This window comes from Microbacterium sp. ZKA21, assembly GCF_050434165.1.
GTDB lineage: Bacteria > Actinomycetota > Actinomycetes > Actinomycetales > Microbacteriaceae > Microbacterium.
Window position 1 is genome coordinate 202,451 of sequence record NZ_JBNPVV010000008.1, and the last position, 16,974, is coordinate 219,424.

Genomic DNA, 16,974 nt, shown 5'->3' on the forward strand with positions numbered 1-16,974 from the left:
GAGATCATGAAGTTCCTCATTCTCGGCTACACGCCGAGCAGCAGCTGGGACGCCGCCACCGCGGACGCACCCACGGAGGAAGCGCTGGCCGCCTTCGCCGCGTATCAACAGTTTGAAGCTGAGTTGCGTGCCAGCGGGGAGTTCGTCAGCACCGAAGGGCTCGGACACCCAGCGGTGTCGACGACCGTGCGCAGGGTCGACGGAAACATCGTCATGACCGACGGTCCGTTCGTCGAGCTGAAAGAGGTCCTCGCGTCGTTCGCCGTGATCGAAGTGTCCGGCGTGGAACGAGCGAAGGACATCGTCGCGCGAATGGTCGAGATGCTCGGCGAGCCGATGGAGATCCGTCCCATCATGGGTGACGACTTCGCGTGACGGCTCGACCCGACGCCATCGAGGACCTGCTGCGCACGGAAGCGCCGCAGGTCCTTGGGGCTTTGGTGCGCCGCTTCGGCCACTTCGACATCGCCGAAGAAGCCACGCAGGACGCGCTTCTCGCCGCAAGCCAGCAGTGGCGCCCAGATGCGATCCCCGCACAGCCCCGCTCCTGGCTGATCCGCGTCGCCTACCGCCGCATGGTCGACGCGCTGCGCGCCGAATTAGCCGACCGCCGCCGCGAAGAGCAGTACGTGGCCTCCGAACCGCACGCGTCCTTCTCACATCCGACCCCGGCCGACCACGACGACAGCCTGAACCTCTTGCTGTTGTGCTGTCACCCCGCCCTATCGTCCGCCTCCCGCATCGCCTTGACGCTGCGCGCAGTGGGCGGGTTGACCACCGCGGAGATCGCGCATGCCTACGGAGTAACGGAGCAGACGATGGCCGTGCGGATCAGCCGCGCGAAGCAGCAGATCCGCAAGAGCGGCGCGCGCTTCGAGTTCGCGGCCGATGGCGATCTGCCCGGCCGCGTGTCCGCGGTGATGCGGGTGCTGTACCTGATCTTCAACGAGGGATACACGGTGACCACCGGAACCGAGCTCATCCGGACCGACCTGACCGGCGAGGCGATCCGACTTGCGCGACTCCTCCACGCCCTCGTTCCTGATGACCCGGAGTCGACAGGACTTCTCGCGCTCATGCTGCTGATCGATTCGCGGCGCGCGACGCGCTCCACCTCGAATGGCGACCTCATTCCTCTGCGTGACCAGGACCGCGCTCGATGGGATCAGGAGTCCATCCGAGAGGGATCAGACCTCATCCGTGCGGCGTGGTCCCAGGGGAACGTGGGAACCTACCGGCTGCAGGCCGCGATCGCCGCCGTCCATGCCTCCGCTCCCGTCGCCGAGCAGACCGACTGGGCACAGATCGCGGCCCTGTACCTGGCGCTCGAGCAGGTCGAACCCAGCGGACCCGTCAGGCTCGCACGAGTCGTCGCCGTGGCACACGCTTTCGGGCCCGCGCGCGCCACCGCCCTGCTCGAGGAACTGGATCGCGAGCACGGACTGCTCCAACATCCCCTGACCCGGCACCGTGCCCACGCGATCCGCGCCCACCTCCGCGAAGCGGAGGGGGATCCCACTGCGGCGAGAGAGGACTTCCTCGCCGCCGCCCACATGACGACAAACGAACCCGAATCCCGCTACCTCTCCCGAAAGGCATTCGGCGAGTGACACCTCCCCGGTGCAGCACTCGGCGCACTGTAAGCATCGGGATCAGAAAAGTGTCACGACAAACCACGATCGGAGAAGGCCAGACTTGCCCAACCGAATGACGTTCGGTGTCATCTCAATCCGTTTCCGACAGTTCTCTTGTGTGTCGCTGTCCGGGCTGCACGCTCGCCCGGATCAGACGCCGATGCGGTCCAGCGCCTCGGCGAGCCGGGCGACCGTGCCCTCGACGTCACCCAGCTTGTCGAGGCCGAACAGCCCGACGCGGAACGTGGAGAACGACGCCGGCTCGTCGCAGTGCAGCGGGACGCCCGCTGCGACCTGCACGCCGGCTTCGCGCAACCGGGCTCCGGTGCGGAGCCCCGGGCCGTCCGCGTGCACGACCACGACACTCGGCGCCGCCCACTCCGGCGCCGCGACGGAAGGCAGTCCGCGCGCGGCGAGCAGCTCGCGCACACGGCTGCCGAGTTCGATCTGGGCGTCCCGAAGCGCGGCGAAGCCCCGTTCACGCGTCTCGACCATCGCGACGAGGTTGTGCGCGATCGCATCCGTGGGCATGGTCGCGTGGTACGCCGCTCGCCCGCCGGCGTAGGCGTCGGAGAGCGACAGCCAGGTGCGCAGGTCGAGGGCGAAGCTGGTGGACGGACGCGACTCCACGGCGGCGCGGCCCGCAGCGCTGAGCAGGACGTACCCGATGCCGGGGCTGCCGCTCCAGCCCTTCTGCGGTGCGCTGATCAGCACGTCGACGCCGAGCGCCGCCATGTCGACCCACATCGCCCCGGACGCGACGCAGTCCAGCACGAGCAGGCCACCCACCTCGTGCACCGCGTCCGCGAGCGCCCGCACGTACTCGTCGCTGAGCTGCATGCCCGCGGCCGTCTCGATGTGCGGAGCGAACACGACCTCGGGTCGCCGCGCCCGGATGACCTCGACGACCTGTTCGACGGGCGCGGGACTCCACACTGACTGATGCGCGTCGGACTCCGGCCGCGCCTGGCACACCGTCACGTCGGTGGCGATGTCGCCGGCATCCAGTATCTGCGACCAGCGGTACGAGAACAGCCCGTTCCGCACGACCAGGGCGCGGCGGCCGGTGGCCAGATGCCGGGCGACCGACTCCATGGCGTAACTGCCGCCACCGTTCACGAGGGCGACGCTGTGCGCGTTGTACGCCTCGCGCAGGATGCCCAGGGTCTGCTGCATCACGCCGATGAAGCGGTCCGACATGTGATTCAGCGACCGGTCGGTGAACACGACCGAGTACTCCAGCAGGCCGTCGGGATCGATGTCAGCATGGGGAAGGCTCATGCTCACAGCTTCGCATGACAGCCGGAGCGGTGTCAGGACCTGGCATTCCGCTGCGCGAGGGACGTAGCGTGGAACAGTGAGCACCCCCTTTGCGACGCACCGCGACACCGAGCGCACTCTCGCCGATGCCGGCTGGACACCCTGCGGCGCCGGAGACTGGGCCGTCGCACTGCTCTCGCCGGACGGGCGGACCGTCGCCCGCATCAGCCCGTTCGACCCGACAGGCCCGTACACCGCCGAGCTGTACGGCCGCGCCGCGCACACGCTTCTGGTGCCGCAGTTGTTCGCGCATCATCGGCTCGTCGGCGGCGGAGACCTCATGCTCATGGAGCGCCTGCATCCCGTCGATCCCGCGGATGCCGCAGGCCTGCACCGTCTCATCGCAGACGAGGACGAGAGCGTCGCCGAGCTGACCGGCATCCTGCACGAGATCCACACGCGCGCCATCGCAGAGCTGCCGTGGTGCGGGCCGATCGACGAGAATCCATCGAACGTCATGCGCGGCTCCGACGGCCGGCTCGTCCTCACCGATCCGTTCTACGCGGATGGCCCCGCGCTCTACGCGACAGCCGGGTCGGATCCGGATGCCGTGGCCGCCCGCATCCCCGAGGATCAGCGCCGCTTCATGACCGAGATCCCCCTGGCCGCATCCGGTCCCTGGGCCGCCGAGGATCGCGAAGCCATGCGGGCCGGTCTGGCTGTCGCCGACGCCCGCCGCTGATCCGCCCGGACGCGGTCAATATCTCCTCACCGATCGCGCTCGAATCGCCTTGTCCGCGTGGAATCGCGCCATCATGGCGGCCCGAACGCGAGGCGACCGCGATTTCTGACGAGTTGTGAACCGCGCCGCCCGCGTCCGCGCTGGCACCACACAGTCCAGTCCCCCCGGCATCCGGGACAGATGTCAGGACGATGCGCGGATGCCGGGCGAAACGGGCTCGAATCTCCCGACATCCGGGAATTCTCCCGACATCCGTCCCCGCGTTCAGCCGCGCGCGGGCCGTTTCTCCAGCACGCCGGCGAGCGCGAACGCGACGAGCCCGGCGATCGGGGCCACGAGCAGACCGGCCCGCAGGCTGACCGTTTCGGCGATGAAGCCGACGAACGGCGGCGACAGCAGGAACCCGAGCCGCAGCAGCCACGACACCACCGTGAGCCCGACGCCGTGCCGCAGCCCCGGCAGTTCGTCGGCGGCGTGCATCGCGGCCGGGATGAGCGTCGCGATGCCGAAGCCGACGGCGGCGAATCCGGCGATCGTCCCCGGCACACTCGGGAAGGCCAGGGCGAAGCCCATGCCGACCGCGGCGATGAGGCCGCCGACCCTGGCGACGGCACGCTGTCCGAAACGGTCGACCAGTCCGTCGCCGAGGAGCCGGCCGATGAACTGCGCGCCCACGAGCGCGATGAAGCCGAGCGAGGCGATCGCGGCCGGTGCCCCGAGCGATTCGGACAGATAGAGCGTGGCCCAGGTGTTGCCCGCGTCCTCCGCGACGGCGCCGGCCATCGCGATCAGGGTGAGGGCGACGAGCATCCAGATCGTGCGCGGGCTGACGCCGCGACGCACGGCACCCTCGATCTCCGGGACGTCGGCGACGGCATCCGTGGTCGTCTCCTCGTCGCGACCGGGCAGGCAGAACTTCAGCGCGACGAGGGCGACGATCGCGAACACGGCCGTGGAGATCGACAGATGGATGCCCACCGGAATGCGCAACGCGATCGCACCCGCCGCCATCGCTCCGCCGAGGACCGCGCCGATCGACCAGATGGCGTGGAAGGAGTTGATGATCGAACGCCCGTACCGCTTCTGGACGCGCAGGCCGTGGGCGTTCTGCGCGACATCGGTGATGGCATCCGACGCCCCTCCGAGGAACAAGGCCAGCGCGAACAGCAGCGCGGACGGGGCGACAGCCGCGCTGAGCAGACCGAGACTGGTGAGCACTGTGCCGACCACGGCCACGCGCGCCGAGCCGAGCCGCCGGATCAGGACGGCGGCGGCCAGACCCGCGACGATCGCCCCGGCCGGGAAGGCGGCGACCGAGACGCCGTACGCGATGTTGTCGAGCTCGAGCGCGGCCTTGATCTCGGGGTAGCGCGGCAGGATGTTCGCGAACAGGGCGCCGTTGGTAAGGAACAGCGCGGAGACCGCGATGCGGGCACGCCGGGTCGCGAGATCCGGGCCGGGTGCAGAAGTCATGCGTACAAGCGTACACGTGCGAGGAGGCCTGCTCCGCGCACGCGGCGCGGAGCAGGCCCTTCGCCCTCAGTCGCGCGGCCAGAGAGCGACGACGGCTGTCGCGACGAGCGCCAGCGCGGCGGTTCCGATGAACAGCCAGGAGAATCCGCCGGTCAGCGCTTCGGCTGCCGTGGCTCCGGATGCCTCGAGCGTCGCCGTGCGCAGTCCGGCGATCGTGCCGAGCACGGCGAGCCCGACGGCGCCGCCGATCTGCTGACTCGTGTTGACGAGCCCTCCGGCGAGCCCCGCCTCCCCACCTTCGACGCCGTCGACGGCGAGTTGCGTCGTCGCCACGAAGGCGCCGCCCATGCCGACGCCGATCAGCAGCGACGGTCCGAGCAGGTGCGCCAGGAACGCGGCATCCGCAGGCGCGAACGCCAGCCAGACCAGTCCGACCGCGAGCACGACGAGCGATCCGCCGAGCACGAGGCGCGTGCCGTGCCGACCGATCAGCGCGGGCACGACTCCGGCGACGACGACGAGCGCACCGGCGAGCGGCAGCTGCGCGAGCCCGGCCTCGAGAGCGCCGTAACCGAGCACCTCCTGCATGAAGACCGACAGCGCGAAGAACAGGGCGACCATCGCGGCGCCGACCAGCAGCATCACGATGTTGCCGAGCGAGAGGTTGCGGTTCGCGAACACCGACAGCGGCACCAGCGGCTGCGCGGCCCGTCGCTCGACGGCTGCGAAGACCAAACCGAGGAGGATGGCCGCGATGAGCAGGATGATCGGAAGCGGGTGAAGGAATCCGACCTGCTCGATCGCGCTGAACGCTCCGACCAGCGCGACGAGCGCGGCGGTCACGGTGAGCGCCCCTGCGGCATCCAGTCGGCCGCTGACGCGTGCGCCATCGCGCCCCACGAGGAACGGGATCGCGATCAGGACGACGAGACCGACCGGAACGTTGACGAAGAACACCGACTGCCAGCCGAGGGATGCCGTGAGCACCCCGCCCAGCAGCACGCCCGCCGCGGACCCGATGCCGGCGACACCGCCCCACACTCCGAGCGCCTTCGCGCGTTCCCGCGCGTCCGGGAACAACCCGGTGAGCAGAGCGAGCGCGGCCGGGGCGAGCAGTGCCGCCGACGCACCCTGCAGCGCCCTCGCGGCGAGCAGCATCTCACTCGAGAACGAGAGGCCGGCGAGTGCGGATGCCGCGACGAAGCCGGCCGTGCCAACCAGGAAGACGCGCCGATGTCCGAAGCGATCCGCGAGTCGTCCGCCGAGGAGGAGCAATCCGCCGAACGCGAGCACGTACGCGGTGATGACCCAGGCGAGGGCGGCGGTGGTCATGTGCAACTGCTCACCGAGGACGGGGAGAGCGATGTTGACGATGGAGGCGTCGAGAACGACGAGGAACTGCGCGAGCGCGAGCACGCCGAGGGCTGCCCAACGGCGCGAGCGAGGCGCCGCATCCGTCGCGCTCGGAGAAGCGAGAAGAGTCATGAGTGGTCCTTTCAAAGTGAGAGCATCAGCACGATGCTCAGAGTGATGACGCCGAGGACGATCCACCAGATCGTCTTCTCGGCCGTGGTGCCGTCGGGCTGGGATTCGGTGGTCATGCGGTTCTCCTGGTACGTCGTTTCTCGAGCGGGGCGGGTCAGTTCCAGGCCCAGAACATGGCGATGGCGATGGCGATGAGCGCGAGCGGCACGAGGGCCGCCCAGCGCACGGCGATCTCTTTCTTCATCTCTCCTCCTCTCATAAATAGAGTGACTAGTCACTCACTCTTACGGGCACACGGAAACCACTCCGACGCGAAGACACTTAGACGGGGTGGCTCATGCCGGCGGTGAGGATCGAGGCCCACTCCTCGGGGCGGCCATCGATCTGGGCCGTGACGATCAGGTGGCACAGCTGCCCGTAGGCGATGAACCGCTGCACCTGCTCATCCGCCCCCCGCGAACGGCTCTTCGCGAAGGACGTCACCCGGGCGATGCCGGCGCGCAGCGCCGTTCCGATGTCGGGGACGTCGGCGACCGACTGCGCGTGCACCTGCAGCATGAGCAGCGTGCGATCGGCGATGAGACGAGCGTACGCATCACCCATCGCGTCGAGCACCTGCTCGGGACGAGCGGCGTCGGCCGCATCGGCCCCCTCCTCCAGCGTCTCGATGATCGCGTCGAAGCATGCTTCGATCGCAGCGACGAAGAGCGCCTCCTTGCCGGGGTACAGCTTGAAGACGTATGCCGGCGAGATCTTCGCCACGCGTGCGACCTCGGCGACCGTAGTGCCGTGATACCCCTTCTGCGCGAACGCGCTCATGGCTGCGGCCGCGACGAGCGGACGCCGAGCGTCGGCCGTGGAGAGGATCGAGCTGCGCGTCGGAGACATATGAGTGACTGTACACTCACTCTTCCGATCCGGCAACCACAGTTCCCCCTCGAGCGCAACCGCTTCGCCGTCTCACCGGCCGCCCCGTACTCTCGGGGGCATGACCGACCTCACCCAGCCGACCGGCCGCGAGAGCGCCTTGCGTGCCCTCCCCCGCGAGGACGGCAGCGCTCCTCGGGCGCTCGTGCTCGGCGCGACGGGGTACATCGGCGGGCGCCTGACTCCCCGCCTGCTGAACGCCGGCTACCGGGTGCGGGTGCTCGCGAGGGATGCCGCCCGCGCCTCGTCCTTCCCCTGGGGAGCCGACTGCGACATCATCGAGGGCTCCGCGGACGATGCCGATGCCGTCCGCACCGCCATGGCGGACGTCGACGTCGTCTACTACCTCATCCATTCGATGGGCGCCGGGAAGGGCTTCGAGGATGCGGACCAGCGCGCCGCCACGACGATCGCCGAGGCCGCGAAGGATGCCGGAGCGCGCCGGATCGTGTATCTCGGCGGCCTGCATCCGGACGATGTGAAACTCTCGCCGCACCTGCGCTCCCGCGTCGAGGTCGGCGAGATCCTCCTCGACTCAGGGGTGCCGACGCTCGTCCTGCAGGCCGGCGTCGTGATCGGGTCCGGTTCGGCGTCATTCGAGATGATCCGGCACCTGACCGAGGTGCTGCCCTACATGCCGGCACCGAAGTGGGTGCGCAACCGCATCCAGCCGATCGCGATCCGCGACGTCCTGCACTATCTGCTGGGTGCAGCGCACGTCGGCGACGATGTGAATCGCACGGTGGACATCGGCGGTCCGGACGTGCTGCGGTACGGGCAGATGATGAACGGGTACGCCGTCGAAGCCGGTCTCCCTCAGCGCGGCATCGCCGCACTCCCCGTGCTGACGCCGGAACTGGCATCGCACTGGGTGAACCTCGTCACGCCGGTGCCCCGCTCGATTGCGCGCCCCCTCGTCGCCTCCCTGCAGAACGAATGCGTCGTCAAGAACGACGACGTCGACGCATTGATCCCGCCGCCGGAGGGCGGGCTCACACCGTATCGAACGGCGGTGCGGCTCGCGCTCGGACGCGTCGATGCCGACAGCGTGGAGACGAGCTGGCAGGATGCCGAAGTCTCCGGCGCTCCGAGCGATCCGCTGCCGACCGACCCGGAGTGGGCGGGCCGGACGGTCTTCACCGATGCCCGCTCCCTGCAGACGGAGGCCTCGGTGGACGAGCTCTGGCGCGTGATCGTCGGCATCGGCGGACAGAACGGCTGGTATTCGTCACCGTTCCTGTGGGCCGTGCGCGGCTGGATGGACCGCCTGATGGGCGGCGTCGGGCTGCGCCGAGGGCGCCGCAGCCGCAGTCATGCGCGGGTCGGCGACGCGATCGACTTCTGGCGGGTCGAAGCAGTCGAGGAGCCCGATGCCGAGATCGGCGGCCTGCTGCGCCTGCGCGCCGAGATGAAGGTCCCCGGTGCCGCGTGGCTCGAGTTGCGTGCGGTGCCGGACGGGGCGGGCGCCCGTTACGAGCAGCGGGCGATCTTCTTCCCGCGCGGGCTGACGGGACGCCTGTACTGGTTCGCCGTCCTGCCGTTCCACGGATCGATCTTTGCCGGCATGGCCGCCCGGATCACCGGCGCGGCCGAGGGCGCGAAGCCCTGACTCGTTCGAATCGGACTAGGTCCGGCGTCGACCGCCGAACAGCGCGTGCAGCAGCGGCAGGGCGGAGGCGCCGATCAGGATCCAGGCGAACACCGGTGCCGCCGGCAGCAGCAGAGCGCCACCGACCACGAGTGCCATGAACAGCACGGCCGAGACGACGCGCCTGCCGATGCCGACGAGGACGTCGAGGCGCCGCTCGAGTCGCGACGTGTCGAACGACAGAGTCCCGCCGTCGGCGCGGGAGATCACGTCATCGAGACGCTTGGGCAGTCGCCACAGGATGCCGACGTTCGCCGCCGCCTGCTTGCTGAAGTCCTGCACGAGATTGCCGCCCTCGTCCTGGATCAGCTTCGTCGCATACGGCTCGACCGGGTCCCAGATGTTGAAGGCCGGATCGAGCGCGCTGCACACTCCCGATGTCAGCGAGACGGCCCGGATGAGCAGCAGCAGGTTCTCGGGCAGCTGGATGGGCAGCTCTCGCACGGTGTCCGTGAACTCGGTCGCGAACCCCGTGAACTCGCGCGGGTCGACGTCGCGCAGTTCGGCGAAGCCCATGCCGCCGAAGCGGGCGAACAGCGTCGTCAGCGCCCGTTCCAGTTCGCGGGTGTCCGCGGAGGGCAGCAGCACGCCGATCTCCTGCGCGGCCGCCACGAGGCCCTTGCTGTCGCGCCCGGCGACGGCGATCACCAGCGTCCGCAATCCTGCGCGCAGCGAATCGGGAACCTCGGTCATCATCCCGAAGTCGACGAAGGTCAGGCGCCACGCCGGCCCCCCGGCATCCGAGGATAGCGGGGTCACGAAGATGTTCCCCGGGTGCGGATCCGCGTGCACGAACCCATGTGTGAAGACCTGGTCGAGCATGACGTCGGCGAACGCGTTCGCGACGTCGGTCGGGTCGATGCCGGCAGCGCGCAGCGCCACGGTGTCGTTGATCTTGATCGCGGTGACATCCGACAGAGTGAGCACGCGGCGCGTCGTGCGCTCCCACACGACCTCCGGCGCGGCGACGCGCGGGTCAGCGGCGAAGTCGGCGGCGAACCGCTCGGCGCCGGCCGCCTCGTGCAGGTAGTCGATCTCCTCGCGGCACGTCTGCGCGAATTCCTCGACGAGCGCGGGAGCATCGACGCGGTTGGACACCACTCGCACGCGGCTCGCCCAGCGCGCGACCCTCCGCAGAGCGGCGAGGTCCGTCGCGACGATGCCGTCGATGCCCGGTCGCTGCACCTTGACGACGACGTCGCGCAGGCCGGTATCCGCGGCATCCTGGTCCGACAGACGAGCGCGATGCGCCTGGCCGAGGGATGCCGCGGCCAGCGGCACCTCGTCGAACCAGGCGTAGGCGCGGGCGAGCGGCACGCCGAGCTCGGCCTCGGCGAGCGTGCGGATCTCGGCGAACGGGACAGCGGGGACCTCGTCCTGCAGTCCCTCGAGCTCGGCAGTGATCTCGGGAGGGAGGACGTCGAGGCGCGACGACATGAACTGGCCGACCTTGATCATGAGTCCGCCGAGTTCGACCGCGAGGTCGTGGAAGCGGCGTGCGAAGCGCTGCATGCGCGCCGCGCGGTTCCGCTCGCCGACGGCCGCGAGACCGAACCGCGGAAGCACGAGCTCGTACCACCAGACCGTCAGGAACTCTCGCGCCGCGAAGCCGACGATGCGGCGATAGCGGGCACGATGTGCCGGGTTGCCTCGCCCGACCCCCTCCGCGAACGGCGCCGCATCCGCCTGCCTCGGCGCGTTCTCGGCCACGGCATCCGACGTCGAATCCATGCGCGCTCCGATCAGCTGTCGGCGAGGATCGCGTACAGCTTACGTCGGGCGTCGTCGAGGACGTCCACCGCCTTCTGGATCTGATCGGGCGTCCCGGTGCGGGTGACCTGCGCGGCGACGCCGGCGAGTTCCATGCCGGCCTTGGGCAGCGCGGTGAGGTTCGCGGCGGTGCGTCCGCCGAAGGCTTCCCACGGGGCGGCCTTGTCAGCGGCGGCCTCGGCCTCGGCGATACCCGCCTCGGTGAGCGAGTAGGTCTTGCGTCCGTTCTGCTCCTCGGCACTGATGAGGCCCTCGTCGGCGAGCAGTTGCAGCGTCGGGTACACCGAGCCGGCGCTGGGCTTCCAGGCGCCGCCCGTGCGGTCCGAGATCTCGCTGATGATCTGGTAGCCGTGCATCGGCTGCTCGGCGAGCAGCGCGATGACAGCCGCACGGACGTCTCCGCGCGCCATCCGCGAGGCGCCACCGGGGCGCTGCTGCTCGAAGGTCTGACGGAGCTGCTCGAACGCGTCGAAGATCGATCCGCCTGGGCCGTTGGGTCCGAAGCCGAAACCGCCGGTGGGGAATGAACCGTTCATGATGCCTCCTCGTAGGTGAGCGATAGTCAACGATATATCGTTAGCTGCACGTGCGGAAGCGCCCGTGCATGTTCGCAGGTTCTTCCCAGATCGAACGATTAACGATAGATTCCTATTGTTCTTCGATGAGAGGCTGATCCATGGGAAACGTGACGATCGTCGTGCTGAAAGTCGTGATCGCCCTGGCGCTGCTGGGTTCCGTGGCGGTGCAGGCGCTCATCGTGCCGGCGCTGTGGCTCGACCTGGCCGACGAGGAGCTCTGGGGGCGGATCGTGTTCGTGGGCATCGCCGTGCTCGGCATCCTGACGATGCAGGTGTTCGCCGTATCCGTCTGGATGCTGCTCACCAAGATCCGGCGCGGATCGATCTTCTCGGCATCCTCGTTCGGGTGGGTGAATGCGATCGTCGCGTCGTTCGCGGTGGCGGCCGTCCTGGCACTCGTGCTGGCGATCATCCTGGCCCCGGGGTCTACGGCGCCGGGCCTGGTCGGGCTGATCTGCGGAGCGTCCCTGGTGCTCGGCGGGATCGCGTTGCTGGTGGTCGTCATGAAAGCGCTGCTGCGCCAGGCGATCGCCAGGGAGGACGAAGCGCAGGCACTGCGATCCGAGTTGGGCGAGGTGATCTGATGCCGGTGATCGTCGACATCGACGTCATGCTCGCCCGTCGCAAGATGGGCGTCGGCGAGCTCGCCGACCGGATCGGGATCACACCCACGAACCTCGCCGTCCTCAAGAACGGGCGGGCGAAGGCCGTGCGCTTCACGACACTGGATGCACTGTGCGCGGTGCTCGAGTGCCAGCCGGGCGACCTGTTGCGCTGGGTGCCGGAGGACTAGCGGTCCCGGGTGGTTCGCTGCGTCGGAGAAGTCCCCGGCGTCGGACCGGATCCCACGAACGCCTCCGACGGACGGGGTATCTCCGGCCTCGGAGCCCGACCGGATCGGATGCCGCGGCTAGGCGCACGCCCCGATCGCTGCCCAGGATCCGCGGAGGTCGACTCCGGGCTCTGCTCCCCGCGCCCACCACTGCGCACGATAGGTGACATCGCCGTGCGACACGGTGTCGCCGGAATCGTAGTCCGCCGCAGCATCCCACCCGGCGACGCACGGACTCACCGCCGGACGCGCCTGGATCGGCCCGACCTCGACCCAGGGGGTGCGCTTGACCGCGGCGCCCGGTTCGGAGTTCCGCGTCCACCACTGCGCCTCGTATACGACGCCGTCGTGCTGCACGAGATCGCCGTCGTCGTAGGCGGCGCTCGGGTACCAGGCATCCGGTCCGGGCTCGCCCGGAACCGCCGGGAGCAGCACGATCGTGGTCGGCGACGGATTCGAGGCCAGGCGCGCCCCCGTATCGGCCGGCGCCGCGTCGGTCGGCTCGAACAGGCCGCCCATGTCGATCGATCCGTCTTCGGCGATCCGCGGCACGATCGAGGTGTCGGTCGAGACGAACCAATCGGCGCCGACCTGGGCTGGTCTGCCATCCGACGCATCCGCCGTGGCGCCGTTGAAGTAGTTCGACGGCGCGACCAGCAGCGACGTGTCGGCCTGCTTGAGTCCCAGGACATCGGCCTGCGGGTTGTTCCACGAGATGATGCCGGATGCCTCGTACGCCGTCGCCTTGGCATTCGTCTCGAGTCGGATGCCGCGGTCGTTGCCGACCGAGGTCACGCCCTGCAGCCGGACGTCCGGCCCGGAGTTCGACGTCGCACCCGTGCCGAGGTTGCCGAAGCTGATCGAGTTGCGCAGCAGATGGTCGCCGGGGATCGACTCCCCGCCGAGCTTGAATCCGTTGCCCTCGCCGCGCAGGGTCGGGTTCTCGCTGAGGAAGCCGTTCTCGTAGGCGACCGAATCCTCGACGATCACCGTGCCGATCGGGCCGGTCGTCGACTTCGCGTACAGATCCCAGCCGTCGTCGATGTTGTGGTGCGCGACGTTGTACCGCAGCACGTTGCCCTCGCCGACGGTGAGCTTGACGCCGAAGCCATCGGCGTCGTTGCCGCCCGGGTCGGCGTTGTGGTGCGATTCGGACGACAGCACGAGGTTGTGGGAAGGCCACATCGCCGGCTTCTCGGCGGACGATCCGGAGATCTGGATGCCGGAGTCGGCGTTGTGATGCGATTCGACGCGTTCGATGACGTTGTGGTGGCCTTCGATGAGCAGCGGCTTGGCCTTGTCGCGGGACCCGGTGATCTCGAGGTCGTACACGTGCCACCAGTCCCCGCGGAGCACGAGCCCGCCGTCCGGCGAGTTCTGCAGGTCGAGCACCGCGCGGCCGCCGGGTTCGGACATCAGCGTGATGGGCTGCTCCGCGGTGCCGTCGCGGCCGCGGTCGATCTCGAGCTTCCGGGTCAGGCCGTAGGTGCCGGTCTTCAGCACGATCTGCTGGCCGGGTTGCCCGAACGCGACCGCGGTATGGATGTCGAGCGGGTTCTGCGGGGTTCCGGTGCCGTCCGCCGTGCCGTCCGGCGCGGCCCACAGCGACTGCCCCGGCAGGCCGTACTCCTGCACGGTGATCGTGACGTCGGTGTCGACCGGATCGGTGGATTCGAGCTGTTCGCGCTCCCCGAGCTGCGGCTGATCCGGACCGGGCGTGGCCCGGGCGGTGAAGCGATTCTCGCCGGGCTTCAGGGGGACGGTCGCGAGGGCCTGTTCGCCGGGGACGAGCGGCAGCGCGTCGACGATGACGGTGCCGGCGGCATCCAGAACCTGGCCGGTGCCGTGGAAGTCGGCCACGAGCGGCAGGGCGATCTCGCGCTCCGGAGTCGTCGCCGTGATGTCGACCTTGAGGTTGGTGGGGACGTACGTGATCGGAGGCTCCTGCGCCGGCTCGTCGTCCGCGGGGGCGATGGTGGTGAAGTCCCAGTCCGTGACGGTCACGACGATCTTGCGGGCGACGGCCATGCCGACGTAGAACGTGTCGGGATTCTGCTGCAGCAGCAGTTCGGGGTCGTACTCGATGACCTCGATCGGCTGCCCGTCCTGGTGCCAGATGGCGTGGAAGCCGGTGTTCGACTTGCGCAGCGTCAGCTCGTACACGTCACCGGTGAGGAACTTCGGGCCTGCCGCATCGGCCCGGTACGTCGGATCGAACGCCTGCGAATGGCTGCTGTCGCGGGCGCCGGCGGTGTTGTCGTTCGGGGCCCCGGTGTATCCGCGCACGAAGCGCGCGCCGGGGGTTCCGTCCTGGGTGCCGACCGGTGTGGAGTACCGGGTGATCATGGCGCCGGCGGAGTTGAAGTATCGGTCGGCGGACGAGCCGGCGACGAGATCGTCGACCGCGATGATGCCGAATCCGGACTGGTTGTCCTTCGTGGATGCGTCGTCGACGCGGAAGGTCGCGTTGAGCGTGAAGTTCTCGGATGCCGGGTCGACCGCCGTGTAGAAGTACTGGAATCCGTCCTCCGAGGTGGCGATCTTCGTGCCGCTCGTCTTCGCGTCGAACGTGATCGTGCCGTCGCCGTTGTCGGTGATCGAGCCGCCGGTGCCGGCACCGGAGCCGATCACGGCGCTCTGCCAGCGCGGGTCGGCGGCTTCTTCGGCGGTGGCGGCGGTGGCGCCGGAGAACATGAGCGCGGTGGCGGCGAACACGGCGGCGGTCGCGCGCAGGCGCGGGGCTTTCAGGGGCAAGGCATCTCCTCGTCGAGATTCCGGCGCCGGCTCACGGCGTGAGAAAGCGTTTTCTGGGATGAGCCTAGGACTGAGCCGGATGCCGCGTCAAGCGTTTTCCGCGGGGTGCGGTGGCCACTGCGTCGGCGGAATCCCGTTCATCCGACTGAAGGGCCGAGGGATGCTGGAGAGCGCCTCAGCCGCGCAGCACCGAGTCCAGCAGCCCGGGGAAGCGGGCGTCGAGATCGTCGCGCCGCAACGACAGCAGCCGGCGGCGCCCGTTGGGCTCGTTGCGGATGACCCCGGCCTCGCGGAGCACCTTCATGAAGTGCGACTTGGTCGACTTCGGCAGGTTTGGATCCGTCATGCTGCATTCGGCCATGTCGAGGGGCCCGTCGACGAGCTGGCGCGCGACGGCCAGGCGCTCGGGATCGCTGAGCGCGAAGAGCACGTCGGTCAGCTGGATCTCAGCGCGCGAAGGATGCGGCAGGCTTCCGGGCATAGTTCGATAATAATTGAACTATTACTCCCTGTCGACTACGCTTCGATTGTTCGAGGATTTTCGAACGTTCACGCGCACATCGTCAAGGAGCCGCCTTGTCCGCCACCGACTCGATCGTCGTGCCCCAGCGCACGGCGTCCGCCCTCCCCGTACTGTCGCGCGGACGCTTCGGATTCGCCCTCGCGGTCACCGCCCAGATCCTGATGACGGTGGCCGCGAGCGCACCGTCGCCGTTCTACCCTGTGCTGGCGCAGCAGATCGGATTCAACGCCTCCGTGATCAGCGCGGTCTTCGCCGTGTATGCGATCGCTCTGCTGCTGACACTGCTCACGACCGGATCTCTGTCCGACCACATCGGACGCCGCCCCGTCGCGATCGTCGGGTTCGCGCTGCTCGCCGTCAGCACACTGCTGTTCTGGCACGCGGATGCGGTGGCGATTCTCGTCGTCGCGCGTATCGTCCAGGGCATCGCGAGCGGCCTGCTGCTCTCGGCATTGTCGGCGACCGTGCTGGATTTCGCCCCCGCCGGCCGCACCGAGACCGCGGCGCTGTGGAATGCGCTCAGCCCCGGCATCGGCCTGGCCGTCGGCGCTCTCGCCTCCGGCATCCTGCTCGACCTCACCCGCGATGCGCTCGCCGATGTGTTCGCCGCGCTCACCGTGATCTTCGTCGCGATCGCGGTGCTCCTGTTCTTCCTGCCCGAGACCGCACCGCGCCGGCCGGGGGCGTGGGCGTCGCTGAGCTTCCGGATCTCCCTTCCCCCGAGCATCCGCGCCGACTTCTGGCGCAACGCGCCGGCCGTGATCGCGGGATGGGCGACCGGCGGATTCTTCCTCTCCCTGGGAGCGAACGTCGTGGGCGGCGAGCTCGGCGGCACCGCGCACGTCTGGCAGGGCCTCGTCGTCGCGCTGCTCGCGGGCGTCGGCGCGGTCGCGGCATTCGTGCTGCGCCGGCGATCGGCACGCACGGTGACGATCTTCGGCACGACGGCGCTGGCCACCGGAACCGCGCTCTCGCTCGTCGCGCTCGGCAGCGGATCGCTCGCCTTCTATCTCGTCGCGGCCGGCATCACCGGCATGGGGTTCGGCACCGCGTTCTCGGGCGTCGTCGGCTCGCTCGCCCCGCGCATCCCGTCCGCCGACCGCGCAGACACCTTCGCTGTGATCTATCTGCTCGCGTACCTCGCGTTCGGCGTTCCCGCAGTCGTCGCCGGCCTGCTCGTCGGAGTGTTCGGACTCGGCGCGGTCTGCGTTGGCTACGGCGCGGTCGTCATCGTGCTCGCGCTCGTCGCGCTCGTGCTGCGGGTCCGCCGGGCCGAGTGATGGTGCGGGCCACGGCGCCCGCACCACTGCGTCGGAGAAATCCCCCCCCCCCCGTCGGACCGGATGCC

The 16,974-nt window shown here is 69.3% G+C and carries 15 protein-coding genes; 7 read left to right on the plus strand and 8 right to left on the minus strand.

Going from position 1 to position 16,974, the window contains the following annotated elements; genetic code table 11:
* The first annotated feature begins 6 nt into the window (after window positions 1–6).
* Window positions 7–375, plus strand: a complete 369-nt coding sequence (locus tag M2317_RS16200; protein WP_429461912.1) for a YciI family protein — start codon at window positions 7–9, stop codon at window positions 373–375.
* Window positions 372–1,610, plus strand: coding sequence for an RNA polymerase sigma factor (locus M2317_RS16205; protein ID WP_429461914.1), 1,239 nt, complete (start codon window positions 372–374; stop codon window positions 1,608–1,610). Before M2317_RS16200 ends, M2317_RS16205 begins: the two co-directional genes overlap by 4 nt.
* A gap of 174 nt (window positions 1,611–1,784) precedes the next feature.
* On the opposite strand, the gene M2317_RS16210 is transcribed toward M2317_RS16205, so the two are convergent.
* The gene (locus M2317_RS16210) at window positions 1,785–2,915 is read right to left on the minus strand and encodes an aminotransferase class V-fold PLP-dependent enzyme (RefSeq protein ID WP_429461916.1); all 1,131 of its coding nucleotides are present in this window, start codon (window positions 2,913–2,915) and stop codon (window positions 1,785–1,787) included.
* Between the two features lie 76 nt (window positions 2,916–2,991).
* Here M2317_RS16210 and M2317_RS16215 point away from each other — a divergent pair, with 76 nt between their 5' ends.
* Entirely contained in the window at window positions 2,992–3,636 is a 645-nt protein-coding gene (locus M2317_RS16215; protein WP_429461919.1) for a hypothetical protein, read from the plus strand.
* 264 nt (window positions 3,637–3,900) lie between these two features.
* Here M2317_RS16215 and M2317_RS16220 read toward each other — a convergent pair whose 3' ends face one another.
* The 3 genes from M2317_RS16220 to M2317_RS16230 form a co-directional block, all read right to left on the minus strand.
* Window positions 3,901–5,109, minus strand: a complete 1,209-nt coding sequence (locus tag M2317_RS16220) for an MFS transporter (RefSeq protein ID WP_429461921.1) — start codon at window positions 5,107–5,109, stop codon at window positions 3,901–3,903.
* 66 nt (window positions 5,110–5,175) lie between these two features.
* On the minus strand, window positions 5,176–6,594 hold the full coding sequence (locus M2317_RS16225) for a DHA2 family efflux MFS transporter permease subunit (protein WP_429461923.1): 1,419 nt from the start codon (window positions 6,592–6,594) through the stop codon (window positions 5,176–5,178).
* A 321-nt stretch (window positions 6,595–6,915) separates the two neighbouring features.
* Window positions 6,916–7,482, minus strand: a complete 567-nt coding sequence (locus M2317_RS16230; protein ID WP_429461925.1) for a TetR/AcrR family transcriptional regulator — start codon at window positions 7,480–7,482, stop codon at window positions 6,916–6,918.
* A gap of 100 nt (window positions 7,483–7,582) precedes the next feature.
* Here M2317_RS16230 and M2317_RS16235 point away from each other — a divergent pair, with 100 nt between their 5' ends.
* Window positions 7,583–9,130, plus strand: a complete 1,548-nt coding sequence (locus tag M2317_RS16235) for an SDR family oxidoreductase (RefSeq protein WP_429461927.1) — start codon at window positions 7,583–7,585, stop codon at window positions 9,128–9,130.
* A 15-nt stretch (window positions 9,131–9,145) separates the two neighbouring features.
* On the opposite strand, the gene M2317_RS16240 is transcribed toward M2317_RS16235, so the two are convergent.
* The gene (locus tag M2317_RS16240; RefSeq protein ID WP_429461929.1) at window positions 9,146–10,900 is read right to left on the minus strand and encodes an ABC1 kinase family protein; all 1,755 of its coding nucleotides are present in this window, start codon (window positions 10,898–10,900) and stop codon (window positions 9,146–9,148) included.
* Between the two features lie 11 nt (window positions 10,901–10,911).
* On the minus strand, window positions 10,912–11,475 hold the full coding sequence (locus tag M2317_RS16245; protein ID WP_429461931.1) for a PadR family transcriptional regulator: 564 nt from the start codon (window positions 11,473–11,475) through the stop codon (window positions 10,912–10,914).
* Window positions 11,476–11,615: 140 nt separating this feature from the next.
* Here M2317_RS16245 and M2317_RS16250 point away from each other — a divergent pair, with 140 nt between their 5' ends.
* Window positions 11,616–12,101 carry a DUF2975 domain-containing protein gene (locus tag M2317_RS16250; protein WP_429461933.1) on the plus strand — a complete coding sequence of 162 codons (486 nt, stop codon included), beginning with the start codon at window positions 11,616–11,618 and terminating at the stop codon, window positions 12,099–12,101.
* Complete coding sequence (locus tag M2317_RS16255; protein WP_429461935.1) at window positions 12,101–12,310, plus strand: helix-turn-helix domain-containing protein; 210 nt, start codon at window positions 12,101–12,103, stop codon at window positions 12,308–12,310. The genes M2317_RS16250 and M2317_RS16255 overlap by 1 nt, the downstream gene beginning before the upstream one ends.
* Window positions 12,311–12,427: 117 nt before the next feature.
* Here the strand turns inward: M2317_RS16255 and M2317_RS16260 are convergent, their stop codons facing one another.
* Together M2317_RS16260 and M2317_RS16265 are read right to left on the minus strand one after the other, a co-directional pair.
* Window positions 12,428–15,103, minus strand: coding sequence for a carbohydrate-binding protein (locus M2317_RS16260; RefSeq protein ID WP_429461937.1), 2,676 nt, complete (start codon window positions 15,101–15,103; stop codon window positions 12,428–12,430).
* Window positions 15,104–15,278: 175 nt separating this feature from the next.
* Window positions 15,279–15,584: an ArsR/SmtB family transcription factor gene (locus M2317_RS16265; RefSeq protein WP_429461938.1), complete on the minus strand. Its 306-nt coding sequence runs from the start codon at window positions 15,582–15,584 to the stop codon at window positions 15,279–15,281.
* Window positions 15,585–15,640: 56 nt separating this feature from the next.
* Here M2317_RS16265 and M2317_RS16270 point away from each other — a divergent pair, with 56 nt between their 5' ends.
* The gene (locus M2317_RS16270; protein WP_429461973.1) at window positions 15,641–16,906 is read left to right on the plus strand and encodes an MFS transporter; all 1,266 of its coding nucleotides are present in this window, start codon (window positions 15,641–15,643) and stop codon (window positions 16,904–16,906) included.
* The last annotated feature ends 68 nt before the right edge of the window (window positions 16,907–16,974 follow it).